Source organism: Affinundibacterium seohonense (assembly GCF_014284305.1).
Lineage (GTDB): Bacteria > Pseudomonadota > Gammaproteobacteria > Burkholderiales > Burkholderiaceae_D > Undibacterium > Undibacterium seohonense.
This window is the reverse complement of the sequence record NZ_JACOFW010000015.1, coordinates 71838-92757: the sequence shown is the minus strand read 5'-3', so window position 1 is coordinate 92757 and position 20920 is coordinate 71838. Positions and strand designations below refer to the sequence as shown.

The window sequence follows — 20920 nt, the reverse complement described above, 5'->3', positions numbered from 1 at the left end:
TTCTTTGGAAATGACTTGGGTGTAGTATCAATGGTCGTTTAAACCTTGGAACCCTATGACGAAAAAATCGCGCCTGCATCCGCATGCCGTTGCCCATCATAAGCGCGGCATCGCAGCACAATTTGCGCAATTACGCACGACGGGCTTGGGTTGGTTGGCAGCTTTTTTTGCGGTGCTCGGTCCAGGTTTATTGGCCGGTTTATCGGATGATGATCCTGCTGGTATTACCACGTATTCGATCCTAGGCGCTGAGTTTGGTTATCGGTATTTGTGGATCATTCCTCTCTCGACTATTCTACTGGTGCAGTTTCACATGCTGGCAGTACGTATCGGTGCGGCCACTGGATTGGGCTTTGTCGGCGTGATTCGCCAGCATTGGGGGCGGCATTGGGCTTACGCTGCGGTGATCGGTCTCTTGTTCGCTAATTTCGGCACTATCTGTGCGGAATACGCAGGTATTGCTGCGGCACTTGGCATGATAGGTGTGCCATCTTGGATTAGTGCGCCCGTTGCCGCCCTATTAATTTGTTTGGTGGTCGTACTTGGTTCATTTCATCGCATAGAAAAAATTCTGTTATTCATTTCCGCAACGCTCGCTTTATACATTGTCGATGGCATATTGGCGGCACCGGATTGGTCAGCAGTCGCGCAGGGCGCTTTGATTCCTCATTTTCCCGATACGCAGGTAGCATGGATCGCGATTGCCGCAACTTTAGGTACTACCTTAGCACCATGGGGTTTGGCTTTTATTCAATCGTATGCGGTGGATAAAAAAATCTCGGTGAAGAATTTACGTTGGGAACAGGTCGATGTGGTGATTGGCTCGATCTTGACGGGGGTGATAGGCATCGCCATCGCGATTGCTTGTGCCGCGACTTTGCATCGCTCAGGAACACACATCAAAGACGCTAGTGATGTGGCGCTGGCACTGCAACCTTTGGCGGGATCTTTTGCGACGATTTTTTTTGGTGTAGGTCTATTGGGCGCATCCTTGTTGGCCGCGGCGATCGTCCCGATTGCGACAGCGTATTCAATTGCAGAAGGCATAGGCGCACCCGCTTCGCTGGATTTAGATTCCAAACATTTTCAATTTTTTTATGCCGCGTTTATTGTGCTGACGGTGGCGGCGGCAAGTGTCGTGTCGATCCCCGGCTTACTTTTGATTCCCCTGATTTATTCCAGCCAATTGGTGAATGCGGTTCTGCTGCCTTTGCATGTGGTGGCTTTACTCCTAATCGCGCAAAATACCGAGATCATGGGACCCAACGTGATTGGCATCAAAACTCGCTTATTGGGTTTGCTGAGTTTGTTGTTGATTTTGGCTTGCTTAGTGGCTTTGGGATTTTCTTGAGTCTGAGGAAGTAGAATATCAATTTACCGATAAATGCTTTACTGAGTTCTCATGCACCTTCAAGATTTTGTTCGAGAAATTCAAAGCTCACTGCAAGCGAATGCCAGCATCGTCAACGCGCCAGCGATGCGTGCGTATATGCGCGATCAGTTTGATTTTCTTGGCATTAAGACGCCTCTACGCCGACAGCTACTAGCGGAAATTTTAAAGCCTATGGGCAAGTCAAAATTCAGTGCCGCCGAGGTTTTGCAATTGGCCGATTTGCTTTGGAAATTATCGCAGCGCGAGTATCAATACATCGCAATCGATTTGTTGGCGCAACATAAGAAGATCTTGGCTCCACAAGACATTCCGAGATTAATTCAACTGGCACAAGAAAAATCTTGGTGGGACAGCGTCGATGGTTTGGCGGCTGTGATTGGAGACGTCTTGTTGCTATCGCGACCGTCTTTTCCGCAAGCGCAGTCCATGATGGACGAGGCGCTTCGTGATCCAAGTATGTGGGTCAGGCGAATTGCCATGACCCATCAATTAGGATGGCGTCTACAGACCGATACGCAGCGTCTGTTTTCATATGCAAAACAACTTGCGTCTGAAGATGAGTTCTTTATTCGTAAAGCGATAGGTTGGGCATTGCGCGACTATGCGAAGTGGCAACCAGAGCAAGTGCGCGAGTTTGTGCACACCAATTCCTCGTACCTAGCACCGCTCAGCATTCGCGAAGCCCTAAAAAATCTTTGAGCAGCATTCCTAGTAAATGAATTGTCTTAAGCGGTCTGCAGCTGTTTAGTGAATTCTGGATTATCTTCCATGCGCAGTGTTTTGACCGTCAAGGGCTCGCCGCACGCAGAGCAAGTTTGTCCCGGCTTAGTGATTTGACCGCAGTCTATATGACGTATGACCAACGGTGATGGAAAGGCACAAGGTAGCCAATTTTCGCCGTAACGCATCATTTCCAAGGCCAATGGCAGTAAGGCCAAACCAGCTTCTGTTAGGCGATATTTATAGCGAACAGGACGTTCTTGGTAGGGCAATTTAATCACGATACCAGCTTCCATCATGCGCTTTAAACGGTTCGTCAAGATATTGGTGGCGGCAGTCGTTGCCTTTTGCAACTCATCAAATTTATGTGAGCGTTTAAACAATTCACGCAAAATCAAAAGTATCCATTCATCGCCGATCAAATGAGCGGCTCGCGCGACCGGACAAGCATTCATAGATGTGTTTGGCATTATTTTTATCCTTAGTTTTGCCTCTGGCGAGACAAGCATTTCATTTTACATGCTTGCAAATTGAAAGTCTATGAAGTACTATTTGATGTAACTTGCATTTTACAAGTGACATGTGAATAGCGCTCATTCGATGATGTTATGCAAGATTTGACGCTGATTGCGCATGCATTGTTTATCAATTGTTAGATAGGTTTCAAAGATATCCCTGCGACATTCAATTCATTCGGAGAATCAAAATGAAAACGACATACATAATTTTTGCCATGGTCAGCCTCAGCTTTTCCACCTCAGGAATTGCCCAGTCAAATGCAAAATCAAGCACGACCAATCAAGCCAGTGCAGTCAATGCGATCGCCAGCGTCGAGTTAAAAAGTGGACCTTTGGCTGACTTTTATGAACTTGTCGCGCAACACCAGCCGCCAAAACACCCTCAAGAACACGCGTCAACTATCTCCCAAATCAGTAAGAACCTGCCGACAGCTAAGATGGTGTTAGAACTGGCAGAGAACATAAAAGCCGAGCAAAAAACGAAGCCTTAACAGATGTCATCGTCAACAACGAAGGCGAGCGAAATTTACCAACAGCCCATCGTAGAGAACAATTCGCTGGCTTTGACTGAACCTGTTGTTATCTTCTAGAGAGGGTGTTTATGCAAGTCCCATCCAATATTTTGTCCTTAAAAAAACGTATCACGGCAGAGATTAACGCGAATTTTGCCGCCCATACGCCTGCAGAATCTTGCTTATTGCTTGACAGCACAGGACCGAGTTTTACCCGTCAATACATCGTGCTAAATGCGATAGGCTTAGAACGTCTGCAAGCCTTCAAGGAAATCCACGCCTTCTCTGGCTCGGTCTATGCCTTGTTTGGTTTCCTCGCTTTTACCACGGGCAGAAATCGCGTCAGCGTCGATTCGCTTTGTCACCCCGATGCCGAAAAAGTCTTTCGTGATCAGCATCATATCGGCGCTTTTTCAGGTGTTCGTTCTATCGCCAAATTGATGACAGGGCAATCCGCATTCAAATCCATAGAACCGCTATTGGCGTCCTTGGAATACATGTTCGGTGATTTCGTCGATCAGCCATTTTCGCAATTCGGTTCGAATATCCACATTTATTTGGCGAAGTCCAAAGATCAACCATTGCTAGTCTTGTCGAATAATGCAAACTGCTCACCAGAATTAGAAGAGCTACGCTCCATGCCAGTGAAATACATCATCGCCATGGCAGCGAACGTCCCCTTTGTGTATGGCGGCGTACAGAGCGGCACACCGTATTTTGATCCTGTCTATACCAAGCATTATTTATCCACGCTGAAACAAATTACCAGTACCGACAGACAGACTTTAATCTCGACGCCATGGCGCTCAGGTAAAAAAGAAAACCGCCACTATCTGAATTGCTTCCCAAGTGGTAATGCGCGCTGGCAAATGTTGAAAGACTTCAGCCGCCTAGTCAGCGGCCGTCGCAATATTGCTTGGAGTCGGGATATTTATACGGCGTTTCGGCATCCGGCTTGACTGGGTGCATTTATTTCCATTGTCAACAGCAACATTCGATTCTAATCGCGGGCGCTTTGCGTCACGATCCAAACTTGCTTGTTAGCCGCCTTTCGGAACGAGGCGTACTTCAAGTTGGCAACCAACTGCCGCAGCATATTTTCTGAGCGTGAGGATAGAAGGTGAATGTCGCCCACCGCCCTCAAGGCGAGCAATGGCAGGGGCTTTTGTTTGCATACGTGTGGCAACTTCTGCTTGTGTTAGGCCAGCAGCCTCGCGAGCATGCAAAAGCTCATGGGCAAGTGTGTATTCCTCAGCGAGTGAATCGTAGGCAATCTTAACCTCTGGGTTCGCCAGAGCACGTAATTTGAGTTCAGCGTGTGTGAGCATTTTTAACCTCTTGCATTCGAGCTGTTGCAATATTTAATTCCCGTTTTGGTGTTTCCTGCGTTTTCTTTACGAAACTATGAAGCATGACGATTTTTTGTCCGACCAAGTAGCAATACAAGACACGACCGATACCTTCCCGACCTTTCGGCCTGAGTTCAAACAAACCATCGCCCATAGCACGGGAATGTGGCATACGTAGAGAAGGTCCAAATTCTTCAAGGAGGGGAGGTCGGCGAGGCGTAAGTAATCAGCCAAAATGCCAGCCGGACGTCCAAGAATATCGTCTTGAATAGATTCTGAGTAGTAGAAAATTGTGTAAGATATACGAAATGTTAACGTAAATGTTAATATTGATCAAGTCGCTTAACGCCCGGCTGTGGCGCCGGAGTGCAGTTGGAATTTTTTGTGGTTTTCACCACAAAAAAGGCCGACGAAACGGAGGTCGCACATGAGCCGATTGTTATGTGTTTTCATAGTTCTTTAGTGTTTTATGTTCAGCACTTATGGAAGGCCACAAAATAACTTTGTAAACATCATCAGCATCTTCCCACTCTGTGATTATTGAACCGAGACCTTTTGCTAGCGAAAGTACAGAATATTTGCCGGGAACAAGTTCAATTTTTGCAGCATCCGGCAGGTAATCAGTACAGCCGAAAACAGCACATTTTCCCGACTTTATAGTGAAGTAGCCCATCGCTGCATGATCCCACTCGTCCAAGCGTATTTCCGGCTCACTCTCGTGGACCTCAATCTCTAGAGGAACGTCAACATTGCGGAAGGTACCGACAGCTAGAGTATTGGGCATTATGCCAAGTTTTATATCTAGCGCCTCTTTCGTCCATATATCTGACGTATCATCTGCAGCTTCCGTATCCATCAGGTATACCTGAAAGTAGTCAGCGAATAATTCAAATTTATAACACTTCATCGCGCCCTCTGGACACATAACGCCGCGCTAACCAGCAGCCTGAAGGGCTGTCGGTATTGAGCACTGAGTTAAGATTGGATTTTTTCGCATTATTTCTCCGGATTGGATTCACGGTTCATGATATTCGAATGCGCCACAATACTCAGCTCGTTTAAGATAATTTGCCACGGCTTCATTACGCTTCGTTGAGCCTAAACCGACGTTAACAGCCTTCAGCGAACTATGGGACAAAAATGGCTGAAAATCCTCTACTTCCAGATGCCGCACCCCACCAACCGACAGTTCTTCGAGATTCGGAGCGTCGCTCACAGGCCGCAAATTAGTCAGCCCTTTCATTCCACTTAATTCCACTCGCCGTAAATTAGCTAGGCGGCGAAATGAGGGCAACTCGGCGACGTTTTTAAGCCGATCTAAAAATAGGTACTGCAGGTTGATAATGTCGCCGATAGCGCTTAAATCGGTTAATCCAGATATCTGCCAGAGCTCAAGGTACTTAATTCTCCCTATTCTAGGTAAGGCGTCCAAATTCCTCGTGCCGCCTAACTTAATATCGAGCGAAACGAGCGATTTTAAAGCCGTAAGCTGTTCTACGTCCGGCAAGGTAATCGAACGCAGTGTTAGCGATTGAAGTTTCGTCAGAGAGGTAAGCGATTCAATTGATTTAGTCTGACCGTCCAAGGACAGTCGCTTTAACCCAGGATATTTTTCTAGAAATTTAAGAGATAGTTTATTTGATTTGTTTGCTGATAAATGCACTTCTTCGACGGATTCAGGCAGGCGGTTGAGTGCATCAAAATCCGCAAAGTCGAAATGGTGGACATCTAAAGCATACAGGTGAGGCAACTGATCTAAGAAGCCGAGGTCCCCTGCTTCGCCAAAGCTGGACAGACAGACTGTTAACCGATTCACGTCTTTAAGACATTCGGCAAGCTGTTTAGCGTCATCAGCAGTAAGCTTGCCTCTTACGACAAGCCGAGTTTCCTCAGACAGCTGGGTTCGCAATACTGTCGGATTGACTGGGGATGATACGTGAACGACACCTGGTCTCTGAAGTAATGGTGTTCCAATGAACATATTCATCTCCGTGCCCTTAGATTCTTAACGTTTGACATGAGCGGTGGCCGACCGCCGCAGCCGGTTGGACATCCGCTCGATGAAATGGTTAGGCATCACCGTCGTCACGGTCGTCATCACGATTCCACTGAGCTACGTCTTCGACTGGGCTTGGAAGCCTTCCTTCTAGCTCACTCTTGATCCACTCGGGATCGATGTAGTTGAACTTCGACTCGATGGCCCATGCCAGAAACTCCGCTGGCCCGCCGTTTAGATATGGAGGGGGCGATACAGGCATGAACACCGTGGGCAGCTTTTCCTGCAGTGATATGTAGTTCAGGACAAAGCCGAGCTCCTGAACCACGTGCCATGCAAAAGGATCGGAGATGTCTATCTCGAGCTTCACCCACCAGTACGCATCGGGGGTTGAATCTGACGAGATGACTCTCACTGCAGGGACCCGATTCAGAAACTCGACCAGCTTCGGAAGCCCCTTGGCAACAACTGCAGGGTTGATGTGCTCGGCGGGCGGGGTGACTGCCTCTAGCTTTCGCACGATGTGGGCATGTAGCGTTCGCTTCGCGTCGGCCGCTTCCCGTTCCAGTGCTTTGCGAAGCTTCGATGGGAGTTCGAGTTCCATGTGATGCCTAACGTTGAAGTTGAGCCGCGAGCAGCGGGTGGGCACGGAAGGCCCAGAATGAAATGGGGGCCTGAAGAGCCCAGCCGTTGCGAGTCGGCTCGAACGCCGGGTTATGCCTCACTCAATACCCCACCCGTCGTATGTTTCCTTTGTGTACCACCCTAGCGCCCCACCTTTTGGAAAATTATTGTGATCGAAGTGGCCAATAGCCGCCTTAATCGCAGCCTTTTTGAATGGGATGTGTATTACCCCGGCAGTTTTGTTCTCAATCCTAGATTTCAAAGCCGCAGGCCAGTAGCTTGCAATATTTGAGGAGATGCTTGGACTAAGAATTGGGCCAGCTATTTCGCTGTATGCGGCAATGATCGGAATCTTGCATTCATCAATCGCGTGCCGAATTTCAAACGGCACCCAATCGGTATCTTCCTTTGTCGTTTTGCCAAGTATCAATAGTAAATGCTTAGAATTGTTTAGTCTGGTCACGAGACGTGTACGCAGAGTTTCACGAAGGCTTGAGTCGCGCACGGCGGCAGTCTTATCGTGGCTGTTGATTAGTGAAAAATCGTCATCTTCACGCTCAGTCCATGCCTTGATGAGGTTGTAGTACTTGATATCTGATGCAGTTGGGTCTGTTTGCCCATTGGCATGAAATGCGATGTAGGTTCCGTTTCTGTAGGCCATTTTTTCTCTCCTAAAAATTCAATTCTTGAAGGTCGATCTCTTTCGCCAACGCTTTGGGCAGGACGATTGTCAGACGACCAGTTATCTTTTGTTTCTTGGTGTAATAGGAAAATGAAGTCATAAGTAATTGCAGCAAGTTTCTTGCTGGCAGCCCAACACCGGAAAGACCGCCACCAACCAGCGGCATGCTTACGGGGTCTCCATTGCCGTGTATTGTTATTGCAGCCCAAAGGCCAGCAAGCGCATCCCATAGCTCATGTACTGATGCAGATGCTTTCAGCGTTGTTGTGTCGGTCTTGGTAAAGGCGAAGAGAAGATAACGTTGAGGTCCAATATCTATGGCTGCTGTAGTACCAATCTTGTATCTCTTCGTATTTCCACTGGTTCGTGGAACGTGTTCAGAGGGTACGTTAGAAAGCGCTTGAGTGACGTACCTATCGAAGTCAGAAGACTGACTTCGCAGCACGTCGCGAATAAATTGGCCGTGAAGTGAGTTCGGAGATACGTGATTTCCAAGAAGGCTGTCGAAAAACTCATTCACTTGAATGGCAACGCATCCTTGTTTTTTCCAAATATCTCCAAACTCGATGCAGAGCACGGTATCCGAGTTCGGGACTGCTAACTCAACTCGGGATATGGGCCATGCTCGCCATACGCCGTAGACGACAGATGGCAACACAAGAAAAGAATACTGCAAGATGCCGTCAGGTTTGATCTGTGAGAAGAATGCGCCGACCGATTCAACAAGCGTCCAAAAAAGGCCATAAGCGGCCAAGCCGTGAATAAGGAAGGTTTTTAATCGGTGCTTAAGCAAGAGTACGGCTCCATTTTCTTGAGGCATAACGTGATTTAATTTGACAAAATGAAAAGATACCCGACTACGGTAAAAACTGCAATTTGTTTCAACTCTCTTAAAACCCGCATGAATGCTGACTCAAAATAGTTATACTAGGAAAATCAAAGGTATAAATGAATCGACAAAACGTGCATTGTTACAAATGCGATTTCGCGACCTCCATGTCTGATGAAGTTCATACATTAAACCAGTTACGCGCCCAGCTCTTGACGCAAACTAAACCCCTCATCCACCCAACCAGTCACGCCGCCTATCATGATTTTCACGGGACGGCCGAGTTTGGCTAAGACCATCGCTGCTTTGCTGGCACCGTTGCAATGTGGTCCTGCGCAATACGTGACGAATAAGGTATCTGCCGGATACTCAGCCAGTCGGGATGCGATCATTTTTCCACGTAGTAAATTGATGGCACCGGGTACATGACCTTTGCTATATAGCTCGGGACTACGCACATCTACTAAAACAAAACCGGGATCACCTTTCTCGAAGGCATTGTGCACATCCCAGCAATCGGTTTCAAACTGTAAAGTCGCGGCGAAATGTTCGTATGCACTTTGACTGTCTGCGGCGGGAACAGCGAGAACGGCATTTGGTGGTGTGATACTCATGAATTTCCTTTCGGTGGTTGATGGAATAACGAGATTGTGCGCTTGGGCGGAAAAACGGTATAGTGGCGTGAATGCCAATTTGCAGTCGTATTCCGCCATTGTCCAATTTCGCCGAATGTATCTTTAAGGATGTCTATGTCAGCACCACTCGTCGTTGCTCTTGCTTATGATCAGCTTTGTACTTTTGAATTTGCCTGCGCGGTTGAGCTATTTTCTTTAGAGCGTCCCGAATTAGAGGTCGACTGGTATCGCTTCGCCGTATGTGCAGCTGAGCCTGGTAAGTTGCGGGCGGCAGGTGGGATCACGATAGAAGCACCTTACACCTTGCGCATGTTGGATAAAGCCGATGTGATCATTATTCCTGGTTGGCGCGATGTGGATGAAGTGCCACCGGAGCAATTACTAAAAAAGATCCGTAGCGCGTACGCACGCGGAGCGCGCTTTTGTACGATTTGTTCTGGTGTCTTTGTGTTAGCGGCGGCGGGTATTTTGGATGGCAAAACCGTGACCACGCATTGGCGCTATGCGGAAAAATTGGCCAAGCGCTATCCGCAATTGCAGGTGCAGGCCGATGCTTTGTATATCGATGCGGGGCAAGTGATTACTTCCGCTGGTTCCGCCGCGGGCTTGGATATGTTGTTGTATCTGGTCAGGAAAGACTATGGTGTGAAAGTGGCGAATCAAGTGGCGCAACGTCTAGTCATACCGCCGCATCGTGAAGGCGGGCAGGCTCAGTACATACCGCGACCCGTCGCGCAAGATGAACGTGGGCGGCTGTCAGCTTTATTGGATTGGTTAAGGGCAAATCCCGCACAGGCGCATAGTTTAGAAACACTGGCAGCGCGTGCGGCAATGAGTGAACGGACTTTGCAAAGGCAGTTTTTGGAACTGACCGGATATTCCCCCTACGAATGGTTAATTCGTGAGCGGGTGGCGATCGCCAAAGAATTACTAGAGTCTTCCGAAGCAAGTATCAACCGTATTTTGGAACTAAGTGGCTTTGGCTCAGAAGAAACTTTTCGACGACAATTTAAGCGGGTAACAGGAACTAGTCCTATGGCTTATCGAAAACAGTTTTTTGGGAAATCAGAGTTGTCGTTATAGGTCATAATGGAACTTAGTTGTGTTATTGCTTGCCTGTCTTCTCGCCTCTAAAGGAATTCTCTATGTACACACTTTATATTGCCAATAAAAACTATTCCTCGTGGTCCTTACGACCTTGGATCATGATGCGCGAGTTGGAATTGCTGTTTGAAGAAAAACTGATGCCCTTTGGCAATGGCAGCAATTGGGACAGTTTCCGTAAATTTGCTCCGGCTGGTAAGGTGCCATGTCTGCATGATGGTGAATCGGTGATGTGGGATTCGTTGGCGATTATTGAATATCTGGCAGACCGACATCGTGGTGTCTGGCCTGAAGATGCCAAGGCAAAAATTTGGGCGCGTTGCGCGGCAGCGGAAATGCATTCTGGATTCACGAATTTGCGTAGTACTTGTCCTATGCATGTCGGCTTGCGTATACGTCTCAAAGCCATTAGCCCCGAGTTACAAGCGGAGCTGGATAGACTCAACGAGTTGTGGTGTGAAGGTTTAAATCGCTTCGGCGGGCCATTTTTGGCGGGTGAAAAATTCACTGCGGTGGATGCCTTTTTCGCGCCAGTGGTTTTCCGTATTCAGACCTATGGTTTAAGTATGAACACACAAGCGAGCGCCTATGTGAAACGGATGCTGGCTTTGCCGACTATGCAGCAATGGCAAACTGAGGCTTTGAGAGAGAAATGGCGTGAACAAGGTCACGAAAAAGCCGTGCTGGCTGCTGGCGACGTTTTAGAAGATAAACGTATGCAGCCTTAGTCGCCGTTCTTGCCTTAGCGCACAAACGACAATGGCGTTCTGCTTGACTGCAGAACGCCATTTTTGTTGGGTGGCTGCTTACTCGACTGCTTTGGCTTTTGACTTTGCGTGAATGATTTTCATCGTCCCGCGGTCGCAAGTGCCTAGTACTCGACCTTTCATCTGCGTATCTTTGCTGACGACGGTCATGTCATAGTTTTTGACACCTTTTCCAGTGACTTTATTTTCTATCTTTGCTTTTAAATCGTCACAAGATAGGACGCCAGCCGAGACTGGCAAGACCATTAATAGAAGGCTGCTTGCTAAGATTATTTTTTTCATGACGCCTGCTCCTGTAGTGAAATCATGGACTCCTCATTACCGACTTGACGACCCTAACGAGACTCGCTAACAAAACCTTATCACCCGACAACAATTCCGAGAAGAAATATTCATTGCGGCAAGTGGATACTGTTGTAATTGCCACTAAAGCTGGCATTAGCCAAACCCGTCGATGTGGCATGCAAATTGCGAGTAAGTGTTTATTCAGCGTGCTTACGTTCAATTTCGCGCTGACTGCAGGCATGCGTTATGCAATTCGAGAGGCGTAAAAACGCTGAATTAACGATTAAAAACTTAATAAAAATAATAATTGACATGTAAAACGTAAATGTTATGCCGCAGTTTTTGTCACATTAACCTCACGAGCTATCTTTTTGATCATGTTATTAAAAGATGAAACTAGCCAACAGTGGATATATATACGTGCCTTGCATGTCTTTGGACGTAGCCGGTTGAAAGCCGACACCACATTAAGTAATCTCGATGCCTCTCAAATTCATGCCAGTATCCGTTGGAATGGTCAGATCTGGGAGTTGCTAGATCACAGTCGCAATGGGACTTTTGTAAACGGACAGCGCTTGCTTACAGATCAGCGATTTGTCTTGGTGTGCGGACAAGAATTGCAGTTCGGCCCTCATGCCACCAGCAAATGGAAAGTGGCGTGTATAGCAGCACCGCAAGCGATGTTGATACCCATTGATTGCGCAGCGCCAGTGATCAATTTAAGTGAGCCGCAATTTCTACCTGATAATCAAGCTCCCCAAGTCTCCATTTATCGTTCTGCTCGTGGACATTATCTATGGCAGGACTTACACGACAGTGTGATTTTGCGTGATGGCGATTTATTGACTTTGGCACCGCATCGCTGGCGTTTTTTCGATGTGCAAAAAGAAGAAGTCACTTTGAATATCCGGCAATATCAGTCCAGCTACCAAGTCTATGACCAAGCCAAGGTCAGTTTTAGTTTTACCGTTAGCCAAAATGAAGAGCATGTAATTCTCGATATTAAGACGCCCAAGCGGCAAGCTAGTTTGGGTGAACGTACTCATCATTATGGCTTACTAACCATGGCGCGTCAGCGTATGCAAGATGCTTTGCGCGGGCTTGATATCAGCACGCAAGGATGGCTAGGAATAGAAAAATTATCGCGCATGCTCGGGGTAGAACCGGCGCATTTGAATATGCAATTGTTTCGTGCTCGTGGACAGATTGCACGTGAATTCCCAGACCAGAGTGAATTACTGGATGTGATAGAACGGCGGCGTGGGGAAGTGCGTTTTGCTGCGATTCCGTTTGAGATCACCCGTGGCTCTTGCTTGGAGTCGCGTTTTGATCCAGCGTCGTTTGTTTAAGGCCCTTTCCTATTGCCGTCTAAGAAAAATTCTGATGTCGCTACCAAGTCAATCACTGATACCACTGACGATCGTGGGTCGACTTCCTCACCAACAATATCGCGTCTTATCGCTACTAGGACGCGGTGGGACCGCTATCGTGTTCAAAGTAAAACAACTGCATAGCGGACAAATCTATGCACTCAAGTTGATGCACGCAGACTGTAAGAGAGAGGCGTTTAAACGCGAAAAAATGCTAAGTGCGCAAATGCATCATCCCCAGATCGTGCAATACATAGATAGTGGCGAAACCAGCGACGCGCAATTTTTCCTCGTGTTTGAAATGCTGGAAGGAGAAAGTCTTAAAGATCGCTTAATCCGTCGAGGACAATTATCAGCTGTTGAGAGCGCAGATATTTTAGGGCAGGTATTACAAGCACTGATTTACCTGCATAGCAAAGGCATCGTGCACCGAGATCTCAAGCCGCATAACATTATGTTGTGCGGGACTATGACGCATCGCCAAGTGAAGCTGATTGATTTTGGTAATGCTGGTGTCGTGACGCAGGCTGAGGCGAACTTGCACCAGCAAATGCAAAGCACGTCGCATCGTTGCAATGAAACTTTTTGCTCACCAATCTATAGCGCACCAGAACAAATACGTGGCGCTAGCCCCGCCGTGACCATGGACATTTATGCTTGGGGACTCCTGTTACTAGAATGTCTGACGGGGCAAGCTGCGATTCAGGGCGCTACGATAGCCGACGTTTTACAAACGCAATGCAGTCCGGCAGAAGTGCGGCTTCCCCCTTCCTTGTATGGGCATCCGGTCGCACAGTTACTCTGGCGCGTATTACGCAAAGACGCGCAACAGCGAACACGTGATGCCAGCGTGCTCTATCGCGATTTGCGAAATCTGAAGCTGCAAACGCTTGATGCCAGATTGCACAGCCACGGCTTGTTTGCCCAAAGCACGCAGCAAACAGATCTGGAAATAACCCAAGTGATAATGAACCAAATACACAGACTACCTCTGCCTGCATCCCGGCAAATGATCGCAGAATCTAGGTGCCACTAGCCATCGAGCGCTCTTCATGAATCGCGCTTGGTGCCACGATGTTATGACTTGTTATTAGGTGTTATTCAGTGTGATGGTTTTGAAGAACGACATTTCCTAAAATGTCTGAGCGATTTCTGTAGCGTCTCATGACAACGCTCGCACTTCGCCTCAATCACGTCGTCTCAATTACCAAATAACCAGGAGTACACCATGACAAGTACCAACAATACGCCGATGCGCCCCATGCCTTTATATGCCGTTGCGATGTCTGATGCGATTGCTAGTGGCGACGTGAATGCCATGATCGCCGCACGCGATGCCGCCTTCGATCATTTGGCAGCAGCGCAAGACGTAACACGTTTGTTGCCTGCTTTAGAAAGTGCGCTCAAAGCCAAAGGCGCAGTGATCCGTCCACTGTATGCCGTCACGATTCAAGATACGCTGGCGCGTGGCAATGCCGCGGAGATTGCGAATCTCAAAGCCGAGTTGGCATCCTATGCCTCAATGCTCGATGCGCAAGCGAAAACCCCAAGCCCTATGGTGCCCTATGGCGTGGCAATTCAAGACGCTAAAGCGCGGGGTGACAGCGCCGAAGTGGCACGTCTGACAGCCTTAGCTCAAAGCTTACTCGCCCAATTGAATGCTGGTGGTTAATTAGCCCGCGTCAAAGGATCGGCGAGCGCCGATCCGATCAGATTTTTCATTGATTGAGCATCACGCTAGAAAGCTGTCTATTTAGGCATAGAACATCGACTCGTCATCACTGTGGTAGCGCTGATTCAGTGTGTTTCGGCTTTTACGCCACTCGCTTCCCGCCTGCGCGGGAATGACGGTAACGAACGACAAGCTTAAAGAACCTACTTAGGTTTATCGCGGGAATTAAAACAGGAGTTAAGCATGGAACTAAGCCGTGTCGCCGAGCCAGCACGCGCTCGTACTTTATCCGATCTGAATGGACATACGCCCGTCCATGTGGTGTGGGAAATCACGCTGGCCTGCAATTTGAAATGCAATCACTGCGGTTCCCGCGCGGGTAAGCGCAGGATCGGTGAGCTCAGCACGGAAGAAGCTTTTTCCGTGATTGATCAATTAGCGGCTTTGGGTACGCGAGAAATTACCTTGATCGGCGGCGAAGCCTTTTTGCGTAAAGATTGGTTGCAACTAGTTGAGCGTATCGCGGGTCACGGCATCCGAGTCGGTATGCAAACTGGTGCACGGGCATTGAATCATGCCCGACTCGAAGCGGGTAAACGCGCGGGTCTGTTTGGTATCGGCGTGTCTATCGATGGGATGAAGGAGTTACATGACCGTGTTCGTGGTGTGGTCGGCTCCTGGCATGACGCGATCCGCGCGATTGAAGCGGCCAAAGCCATGGGCTTGGGAGTTAGTTGTAATACCCAAATCGGCGCAGAAACCATTCCAGAGCTCGAACCCCTATTCAATAAACTGATAGAGGCAGGTGCAACGCACTGGCAATTGCAAATTACGGTCGCGATGGGCAATGCCGTTGAAAATGACCATCTGCTGTTACAGCCACATCGCATCTTGGAATTGATGCCCTTGCTCAATCGTCTGTATCACGAAGGCGTGCAACGTGGTCTCTTGCTCACCTTTGGCAATAATCTCGGTTACTACGGTCCGTATGAACATCATTGGCGTGGTCTTGGTGATGAAAGCATGCATTGGACAGGATGTGCAGCCGGGCAAAACGTGATTGGCTTAGAAGCCGATGGCACGATCAAAGGTTGTCCTTCGTTGGCCACAGAAACTTACGGTGGCGGCAATGTGCGCGACACCGCGGTGGCGGAATTATGGAATACCTCCGAAGCTTTGCATTTTGGGCGTATGCGCAATATCGACTCCTTGTGGGGACATTGCCGCACTTGCTATTACGCCGATGTCTGTCGTGGTGGCTGCACCTGGACGTCGGATTCCTTGTTCGGCAAGCCCGGCAATAATCCCTACTGCCACTACCGTGCCATTCAACTGGAGAAGCGCGGCATCCATGAAAAAATTCGTAAGGTCGCAGAGGCACCAGATAAGCCATTCGCGATTGGCCGCTTTGAACTGTATGAAGAAGCCATACCCGGTCGCGAAATACTGCCAGCAACGCTTCTTCCAGCCCCAAGATTTGCCGAACGCACGCTCGCTGAACCGCTACCACAACTGAGTTTATGTCGCGCCTGTCATGAGTACATTTGGCCAGACGAAGTCACTTGTCCGCATTGCCAGGCGGATATTCAACAAGCAGAAAAAGACTATGCAATCGCCGAGGTGAAACGTCATCAGGTGATGGCAGAGCTCAATGAAGTGCTAGGACGCTTACGTGCCTATTCAGGGGTGGTCTAAATCCTTCGTGAGCACTTATCGCAAGATTTTTAACCTGCATGGCAGCAATCGAGCTACCTGCATTAACCAGAGGAGTGAAACATGACTGCAACAGCATCCGCAGGCGGATCAACCGCACTGTATGCCGTACCGATTCAAGACGCCATCGCCAGTGGTGATGTCGCCAAGATGAACCAAATTCGCGACGAGGCTTTTGCCTACTTAGCGTCCGTGGCTGATGTCGAACGTCTGCTGCCAGAATTGGAAAAAGCGATACAAGCCAAAGGTGGACCAATCCGCGTTTTGTACGGCGTATCCATTCAAGACGCCATCGCACGTGGCGATCAAGCTGAGATTGCGCGCCTCAAAGCAGAAGTGGCTTACTACAGTCGCTTGTTGTGATTCGGTTCAGTCGCTTTTTTGTGATGCTAAGTCGCACGCCTAACTTCATCGATCATTACCAAGTAAAGCCCGCAAAGTTAACTACAAAAAAGCGTAAAAAATTGAGAACTTCTTTTTTTTTAGGGCACATCAATTGCTGAACTGCCTGGAAAAACAAGGAATTTTGTGGGTTGAGTTTGGGTTGCAGAGACAAATTCCAGATCGTCATGGCTGGGTCAATTTTTGACTATTTGATCGTGATTGAGAGAAGCAGGACAAATGGGGCAAGGCTGGATTTTTGTCTCTTAGATGGACTGAATGCGCCAATTTTGGCTTGGAGAATTTATGTCGTCATCAGCAAAAAAATGAATGGGTCATTTGACCAGTTTGGTATGCAGAAGCAGTAAACAAACATCTTTTAGGTGGAGGTTGATGTGGTAACAGCAAATATTATTTACACCGCTGCAAATGGACAAAACGCTGCTGACGCAGCGGCAGCACCAGCTGGTTCTGCTGGCGTGAGTTTGACTTCCGTCAAAAAAGATTGGCAAGGCAAACCAGTTTCACAGACCGCTTCTGCGGGAAGTAATGGTGGAAATGGCGGTCAAGGCGGCGAAGGAAGCGCAGGTGCCAGTGCTGCAGCAGGCACTATCTACATCGGAAGTCTGGCAGATATTCTGACTATCGAATTATCTGGCGGTACTGGCGGGATTGGCGGCGATGGCGGTGCTGGTGGTGCCGGTGGCAGTGGCGGCAGCGGTAACACATTTGGAAACGGTGGTGCCGGAGGCAACGGTGGTAATGGTGGTGATGGTGGCAATGGTGGTAACGGTGGCGATGCTGCCAACGTGACTGTCTACTTACCAGAAAACCAGTGGGACAACATCGTGTTGATCAACACCGCCGCTGTTGGTGGCGCAGGTGGGCAGGGTGGCGTTGGTGGTCCTTATGGCGTCGGCGGAACTTGCAGCAGTCAATACACGCCCGGCGCAAATGGTATGCCAGGAGAACCAGGAAATAACGGACAGCCGGGCACCGCCGGCAATAAAGGAACACTAACAAAACAGCCGACACCGGCATAACTTTGTGATGTGCGTAATCAAGCAAGTTGGCTTGATTACGAATGAGTATCGGGTCAATTTTTCATGATGAAAAATGACGCGTTTTTTAAATTAATGGAGAAATGAACATGCAACGATTCAGCAAGAATTTTTCAGACCGTTTGGCACATTATGGCCTTGCTCAGGTAGCGCATGAGCACATCAATATCACGAGCCCGATCACGATCGACGACAATAATTCGCCTTTCGCAATTAAAGAAATCACGACCAATTGCTTAGATGAATTAAAGAGCTTGATCGGCACGCCAAATAATCAAGCGAATGCGGCACCAAGCAGCGAGCACCTGGCATTGTCGAGCTTGGCGACAATACCAGATGACAAAATCTACGATGCTGCCACTGCTTACATTTTTGGCGATAGCTCCACCTTGCAACATCACAAGGCAGCCATCGAGAGCAAATTGGGCGCGCGTACTGTCAAAGTGGCGTCTGCTGGCACTGTGACGATTAGTTCTGTCGTCACTTTTGACTCCTCAAATCCTTATGTGTTGACGGCGGATACCTTGATTTTTGAACCAGGTGGTCAGATCGTGAATGTTGGTGTACTCACCATCAACGCCAGCACAATTCAGAACAACGCATAAGGAGAACACGATGACTACTTCCTCAGATCAAATTGTTTATATCGCAGCGAGTGGCGGTAATGGTGCCAATGGTGGTACCGGTGTTGCAGGCACGACAGGCTCCTCAGGTGGATACAACACCGATTGGAAAGGCTCTAAAAGCTACTACGCCGGTGGTCCGGGTTCCACTGGTGGTAACGGCATTAACGGCGCAGCTGGTGGCGCTGGTGCCGCCGCCGCACCTGCGACTATCTATGCAGGCGCATTGATCGGTATCGTGTCGATCAATATTTCCGGTGGTGTTGGTGGTAACGGTGGCATGGGTGGTGCCGGTGGTGTTGGCGGTACTGGCGGTGCAAAATCCGACGGTAGTTCTGCAGGTAACGGTGGCAAGGGCGGTAATGGCGGCAGCGGTGGCAATGGCGGTAATGGTGGCAATGGTCCTGCGTTAACGATCTATTGCCCGCCGGGGAATAATGCCAACTTCGTGATTGCAGCGAATCCAGCAAGTGGTGGCACCGGTGGTACAGGTGGTATTGGCGGTGCAGGTGGCTCTGCTGGTTCTGGTGGTGGTGGTAGTCCAGGTAGCGCAGGTAGCCCGGGTAGTACAGGCCAGCCGGGTGTCGCAGGTGCGCCAGGTGCTTGGACTTTCCAACCGATTCCATCTTAAGTGTTCGACATAATTTGGTTTTGAAATTGGTATAAGCAATTCCTCTTCCCTTGCGAATAGGGAGGAGGAATTGTACTAAACCGTCTGCAATCGAAAATTGAGCTTGACCATGAACTATCAGCAACGCATCGACAGGGCGCAACAATTGCTTCCAGCCTATAGCTTTTTGACCGGCGCACCGATTGAGGAAGTGGCGACTTTCGCTGATCAACTCATCGGCGTTCCAGCAATTGCGCCAATGGAGGCGTGCGGCGACTCGGGCCTAAATGCGGATCAATCGCCATTGCAACTTTGCATCACCAGCACAGCCAATGACATACATTGTCGATTCATCTCGGATCCATGCAGTTACGAATCCATTCCTCAACAGCGTTACCGTCAAGCTCTACAGTTACTGCCACAAGTTCTCAGTAGTACTTCTTCCGTCGAGAATGCAAGCTTAGTTAGCAAGCTTCTAGATCATTTCGTGTCGCAAGATAGCAAGGACATGGAGTCATTTACCCGCGGTGTGTTCTGGCTCGGTGCCTCAATAGAGAAACAAGGCGTCGCACTCTACGTCGATACCTCAGTAAATGATATTGCTGTGGGCTGGGATGTCGCGCATGAATTCTTCGTGTCTCAGAACTTAGGGAGTTCGGCGGCGATTCAAGCGATACAAACGATTCGAGACTACTGCTGGTTGTCGAGTATCGGCATTGAAGGAAGTAATCCATCGAATAGTCGAATCAAGATGTACGCGCGAATGAACGCGCTGATGCCAAACAATATGATAGGAACGCTGTTTCCACCCGTGAATGCATTGATTCAGTCCGGCTGTTTGGCTGCCATCATGGGGGATCAAGGCGCTACTTACGACGACATACTGTTCAATTTCGGTTTTTCGGCAAGTACCGGCGACTTCGAAGATATGAAGATCGATATTGCAAGCGCGCCACTAGGCATGGATATGCATCAGCTATCGGAAGTCAGTGCACGGGTATGCGACATGCTGGGATTGCAGTCGATACCTATCGACGCTTTGAGCGAACGATACAATCTGGCGCCATCCTTTATTGGTGTCGCCGTTTCAGCGCGAGGTCAAAAGCGTTTGAATGTCTATCTGAAGTGTGGAGCAGCATGACCATATCGACCAACATCGCTCCGAATATGCACAAGGGGCTGGAGTATCTTTTGTCTGTACAGAAATCAGACGGAAGTTGGTGTGATTACGATCTGCCAGTTGGTGCCTCAGATCAATGGGTCACTGCTTATACCGCGCTAGGTGTATTGCAAGCTGGTAGGGTGCTGAAGGTCGATGCGGCGATACACGCAGCACGAGCTGCCGCAGATTTTCTCTTGAATTCACAGGTCTACGAGGCAGGCTGGGGTTACAACAGCACCACTGGCGTTGATGCCGATAGCACTGCGCAAACCATACGTCTAATGCGCGCTTTGGAAATTGATATTCCAGCGCGGAATCATAGTTGCTTGCTGCAGCATTTTCAGGAAAATGGCGGCGCCAGCACTTACCTTGATCAGACAGCTTGGGGGATTGCGCATCCTGATGTCACCGCGACCGCAGGTTTAGCCCTGAGTCACGAGCAATTTGCATATCAACAAAAGTCACTTCAACATTACTGTGAGCTGAGCTATATCCCTGGCATTGGATGGCCGACCTATTGGTGGAAAAATCATCTCTATGCCACCTGGCATATGCTGATGCTGTATCAACGCATGAATGTCGACTTGCCATCCGACCTGCATTCGATCGCTGTCAATATTGAATCCGCATTTGACTTCGCTTGGGCGCTTGGCATCTTACATGTATTGCATTCCGATCCCACAGTGATCGCTCAGCCTCTATCGACCTTGTGCCAATTACAGCTATCCGATGGCGCGTGGCCAGGAGCGGGAAATTTACGTGTCACTGATCCCGATTGTTTTCAGCCATGGCAAGCACCGGCGGGCGAGTACTACACAGATCAACGCCATACCATTACCACAGCATCCGTATTGATGGTGCTCTCGACAATCGCATCCGCTGGCATCGATCCCAAAGCCAGCAGCATTTAACCA

At 48.8% G+C, this 20920-nt stretch carries 26 protein-coding genes; 16 read left to right on the top strand and 10 right to left on the bottom strand.

What is annotated here, in order from left to right; all coding sequences use genetic code 11:
• Positions 1-55 precede the first annotated feature (55 nt).
• Positions 56-1351, top strand: coding sequence for an NRAMP family divalent metal transporter (locus H8K52_RS13510; protein ID WP_186923438.1), 1296 nt, complete (start codon positions 56-58; stop codon positions 1349-1351).
• Between the two features lie 51 nt (positions 1352-1402).
• The gene (locus tag H8K52_RS13505; protein ID WP_186923437.1) at positions 1403-2092 is read left to right on the top strand and encodes a DNA alkylation repair protein; all 690 of its coding nucleotides are present in this window, start codon (positions 1403-1405) and stop codon (positions 2090-2092) included.
• Between the two features lie 26 nt (positions 2093-2118).
• Here H8K52_RS13505 and H8K52_RS13500 read toward each other — a convergent pair whose 3' ends face one another.
• Positions 2119-2583: a winged helix-turn-helix transcriptional regulator gene (locus tag H8K52_RS13500; RefSeq protein WP_186923436.1), complete on the bottom strand. Its 465-nt coding sequence runs from the start codon at positions 2581-2583 to the stop codon at positions 2119-2121.
• Between the two features lie 236 nt (positions 2584-2819).
• Between H8K52_RS13500 and H8K52_RS13495 the strand changes: the two genes are divergently transcribed.
• Both H8K52_RS13495 and H8K52_RS13490 read left to right on the top strand, forming a co-directional pair.
• Complete coding sequence (locus tag H8K52_RS13495; RefSeq protein ID WP_186923435.1) at positions 2820-3122, top strand: hypothetical protein; 303 nt, start codon at positions 2820-2822, stop codon at positions 3120-3122.
• Positions 3123-3232: 110 nt separating this feature from the next.
• Positions 3233-4102 (top strand): hypothetical protein, encoded by an 870-nt coding sequence (locus H8K52_RS13490; RefSeq protein WP_186923434.1) that lies wholly within the window; start codon positions 3233-3235, stop codon positions 4100-4102.
• Between the two features lie 81 nt (positions 4103-4183).
• Here H8K52_RS13490 and H8K52_RS13485 read toward each other — a convergent pair whose 3' ends face one another.
• The 8 genes from H8K52_RS13485 to H8K52_RS13450 all read right to left on the bottom strand — a co-directional run bounded on the left by H8K52_RS13485 (position 4184) and on the right by H8K52_RS13450 (position 9237).
• The gene (locus tag H8K52_RS13485) at positions 4184-4471 is read right to left on the bottom strand and encodes a helix-turn-helix domain-containing protein (protein ID WP_186923433.1); all 288 of its coding nucleotides are present in this window, start codon (positions 4469-4471) and stop codon (positions 4184-4186) included.
• The gene (locus tag H8K52_RS13480) at positions 4455-4664 is read right to left on the bottom strand and encodes a type II toxin-antitoxin system RelE/ParE family toxin (RefSeq protein ID WP_246464529.1); all 210 of its coding nucleotides are present in this window, start codon (positions 4662-4664) and stop codon (positions 4455-4457) included. The genes H8K52_RS13485 and H8K52_RS13480 overlap by 17 nt, the downstream gene beginning before the upstream one ends.
• Positions 4665-4931: 267 nt before the next feature.
• Complete coding sequence (locus tag H8K52_RS13475; RefSeq protein ID WP_222613781.1) at positions 4932-5348, bottom strand: hypothetical protein; 417 nt, start codon at positions 5346-5348, stop codon at positions 4932-4934.
• Positions 5349-5507: 159 nt separating this feature from the next.
• On the bottom strand, positions 5508-6479 hold the full coding sequence (locus H8K52_RS13470) for a leucine-rich repeat domain-containing protein (protein WP_186923431.1): 972 nt from the start codon (positions 6477-6479) through the stop codon (positions 5508-5510).
• A gap of 82 nt (positions 6480-6561) precedes the next feature.
• Positions 6562-7092, bottom strand: a complete 531-nt coding sequence (locus tag H8K52_RS13465) for a hypothetical protein (RefSeq protein WP_186923430.1) — start codon at positions 7090-7092, stop codon at positions 6562-6564.
• 117 nt (positions 7093-7209) lie between these two features.
• Positions 7210-7773: a TIR domain-containing protein gene (locus H8K52_RS13460; RefSeq protein WP_186923429.1), complete on the bottom strand. Its 564-nt coding sequence runs from the start codon at positions 7771-7773 to the stop codon at positions 7210-7212.
• Between the two features lie 10 nt (positions 7774-7783).
• On the bottom strand, positions 7784-8614 hold the full coding sequence (locus H8K52_RS13455) for a macro domain-containing protein (protein ID WP_186923428.1): 831 nt from the start codon (positions 8612-8614) through the stop codon (positions 7784-7786).
• Positions 8615-8820: 206 nt separating this feature from the next.
• Entirely contained in the window at positions 8821-9237 is a 417-nt protein-coding gene (locus H8K52_RS13450; protein ID WP_186923427.1) for a rhodanese-like domain-containing protein, read from the bottom strand.
• Between the two features lie 135 nt (positions 9238-9372).
• Between H8K52_RS13450 and ftrA the strand changes: the two genes are divergently transcribed.
• Both ftrA and H8K52_RS13440 read left to right on the top strand, forming a co-directional pair.
• Positions 9373-10341 carry a transcriptional regulator FtrA gene (gene ftrA / locus H8K52_RS13445; RefSeq protein WP_186923426.1) on the top strand — a complete coding sequence of 323 codons (969 nt, stop codon included), beginning with the start codon at positions 9373-9375 and terminating at the stop codon, positions 10339-10341.
• A 62-nt stretch (positions 10342-10403) separates the two neighbouring features.
• Positions 10404-11090 carry a glutathione S-transferase family protein gene (locus H8K52_RS13440; protein ID WP_186923425.1) on the top strand — a complete coding sequence of 229 codons (687 nt, stop codon included), beginning with the start codon at positions 10404-10406 and terminating at the stop codon, positions 11088-11090.
• 78 nt (positions 11091-11168) lie between these two features.
• On the opposite strand, the gene H8K52_RS13435 is transcribed toward H8K52_RS13440, so the two are convergent.
• Entirely contained in the window at positions 11169-11411 is a 243-nt protein-coding gene (locus H8K52_RS13435; RefSeq protein ID WP_186923424.1) for a DUF1161 domain-containing protein, read from the bottom strand.
• A gap of 380 nt (positions 11412-11791) precedes the next feature.
• Here H8K52_RS13435 and H8K52_RS13430 point away from each other — a divergent pair, with 380 nt between their 5' ends.
• The 10 genes from H8K52_RS13430 (at position 11792) to H8K52_RS13385 (ending at position 20917) form a co-directional block, all read left to right on the top strand.
• Positions 11792-12763 carry an FHA domain-containing protein gene (locus tag H8K52_RS13430; RefSeq protein ID WP_246464532.1) on the top strand — a complete coding sequence of 324 codons (972 nt, stop codon included), beginning with the start codon at positions 11792-11794 and terminating at the stop codon, positions 12761-12763.
• A gap of 34 nt (positions 12764-12797) precedes the next feature.
• On the top strand, positions 12798-13820 hold the full coding sequence (locus H8K52_RS13425; protein WP_186923422.1) for a serine/threonine-protein kinase: 1023 nt from the start codon (positions 12798-12800) through the stop codon (positions 13818-13820).
• Between the two features lie 192 nt (positions 13821-14012).
• A complete protein-coding gene (locus H8K52_RS13420) occupies positions 14013-14456 on the top strand; it encodes a DUF1843 domain-containing protein (RefSeq protein WP_186923421.1) in 444 nt (147 codons plus the stop codon).
• Between the two features lie 243 nt (positions 14457-14699).
• A complete protein-coding gene (locus H8K52_RS13415; protein ID WP_186923420.1) occupies positions 14700-16151 on the top strand; it encodes a GDL motif peptide-associated radical SAM/SPASM maturase in 1452 nt (483 codons plus the stop codon).
• An 81-nt stretch (positions 16152-16232) separates the two neighbouring features.
• Entirely contained in the window at positions 16233-16532 is a 300-nt protein-coding gene (locus H8K52_RS13410) for a DUF1843 domain-containing protein (RefSeq protein WP_186923419.1), read from the top strand.
• 413 nt (positions 16533-16945) lie between these two features.
• Positions 16946-17593: a collagen-like triple helix repeat-containing protein gene (locus H8K52_RS13405; protein ID WP_186923418.1), complete on the top strand. Its 648-nt coding sequence runs from the start codon at positions 16946-16948 to the stop codon at positions 17591-17593.
• Positions 17594-17700: 107 nt separating this feature from the next.
• Positions 17701-18216 (top strand): hypothetical protein, encoded by a 516-nt coding sequence (locus H8K52_RS13400; RefSeq protein WP_186923417.1) that lies wholly within the window; start codon positions 17701-17703, stop codon positions 18214-18216.
• Positions 18217-18226: 10 nt separating this feature from the next.
• Positions 18227-18865: a hypothetical protein gene (locus tag H8K52_RS13395; RefSeq protein ID WP_186923416.1), complete on the top strand. Its 639-nt coding sequence runs from the start codon at positions 18227-18229 to the stop codon at positions 18863-18865.
• Positions 18866-18974: 109 nt separating this feature from the next.
• Entirely contained in the window at positions 18975-19985 is a 1011-nt protein-coding gene (locus tag H8K52_RS13390; RefSeq protein ID WP_186923415.1) for a hypothetical protein, read from the top strand.
• On the top strand, positions 19982-20917 hold the full coding sequence (locus H8K52_RS13385; protein WP_186923414.1) for a prenyltransferase/squalene oxidase repeat-containing protein: 936 nt from the start codon (positions 19982-19984) through the stop codon (positions 20915-20917). The genes H8K52_RS13390 and H8K52_RS13385 overlap by 4 nt, the downstream gene beginning before the upstream one ends.
• Positions 20918-20920: the final 3 nt, after the last annotated feature.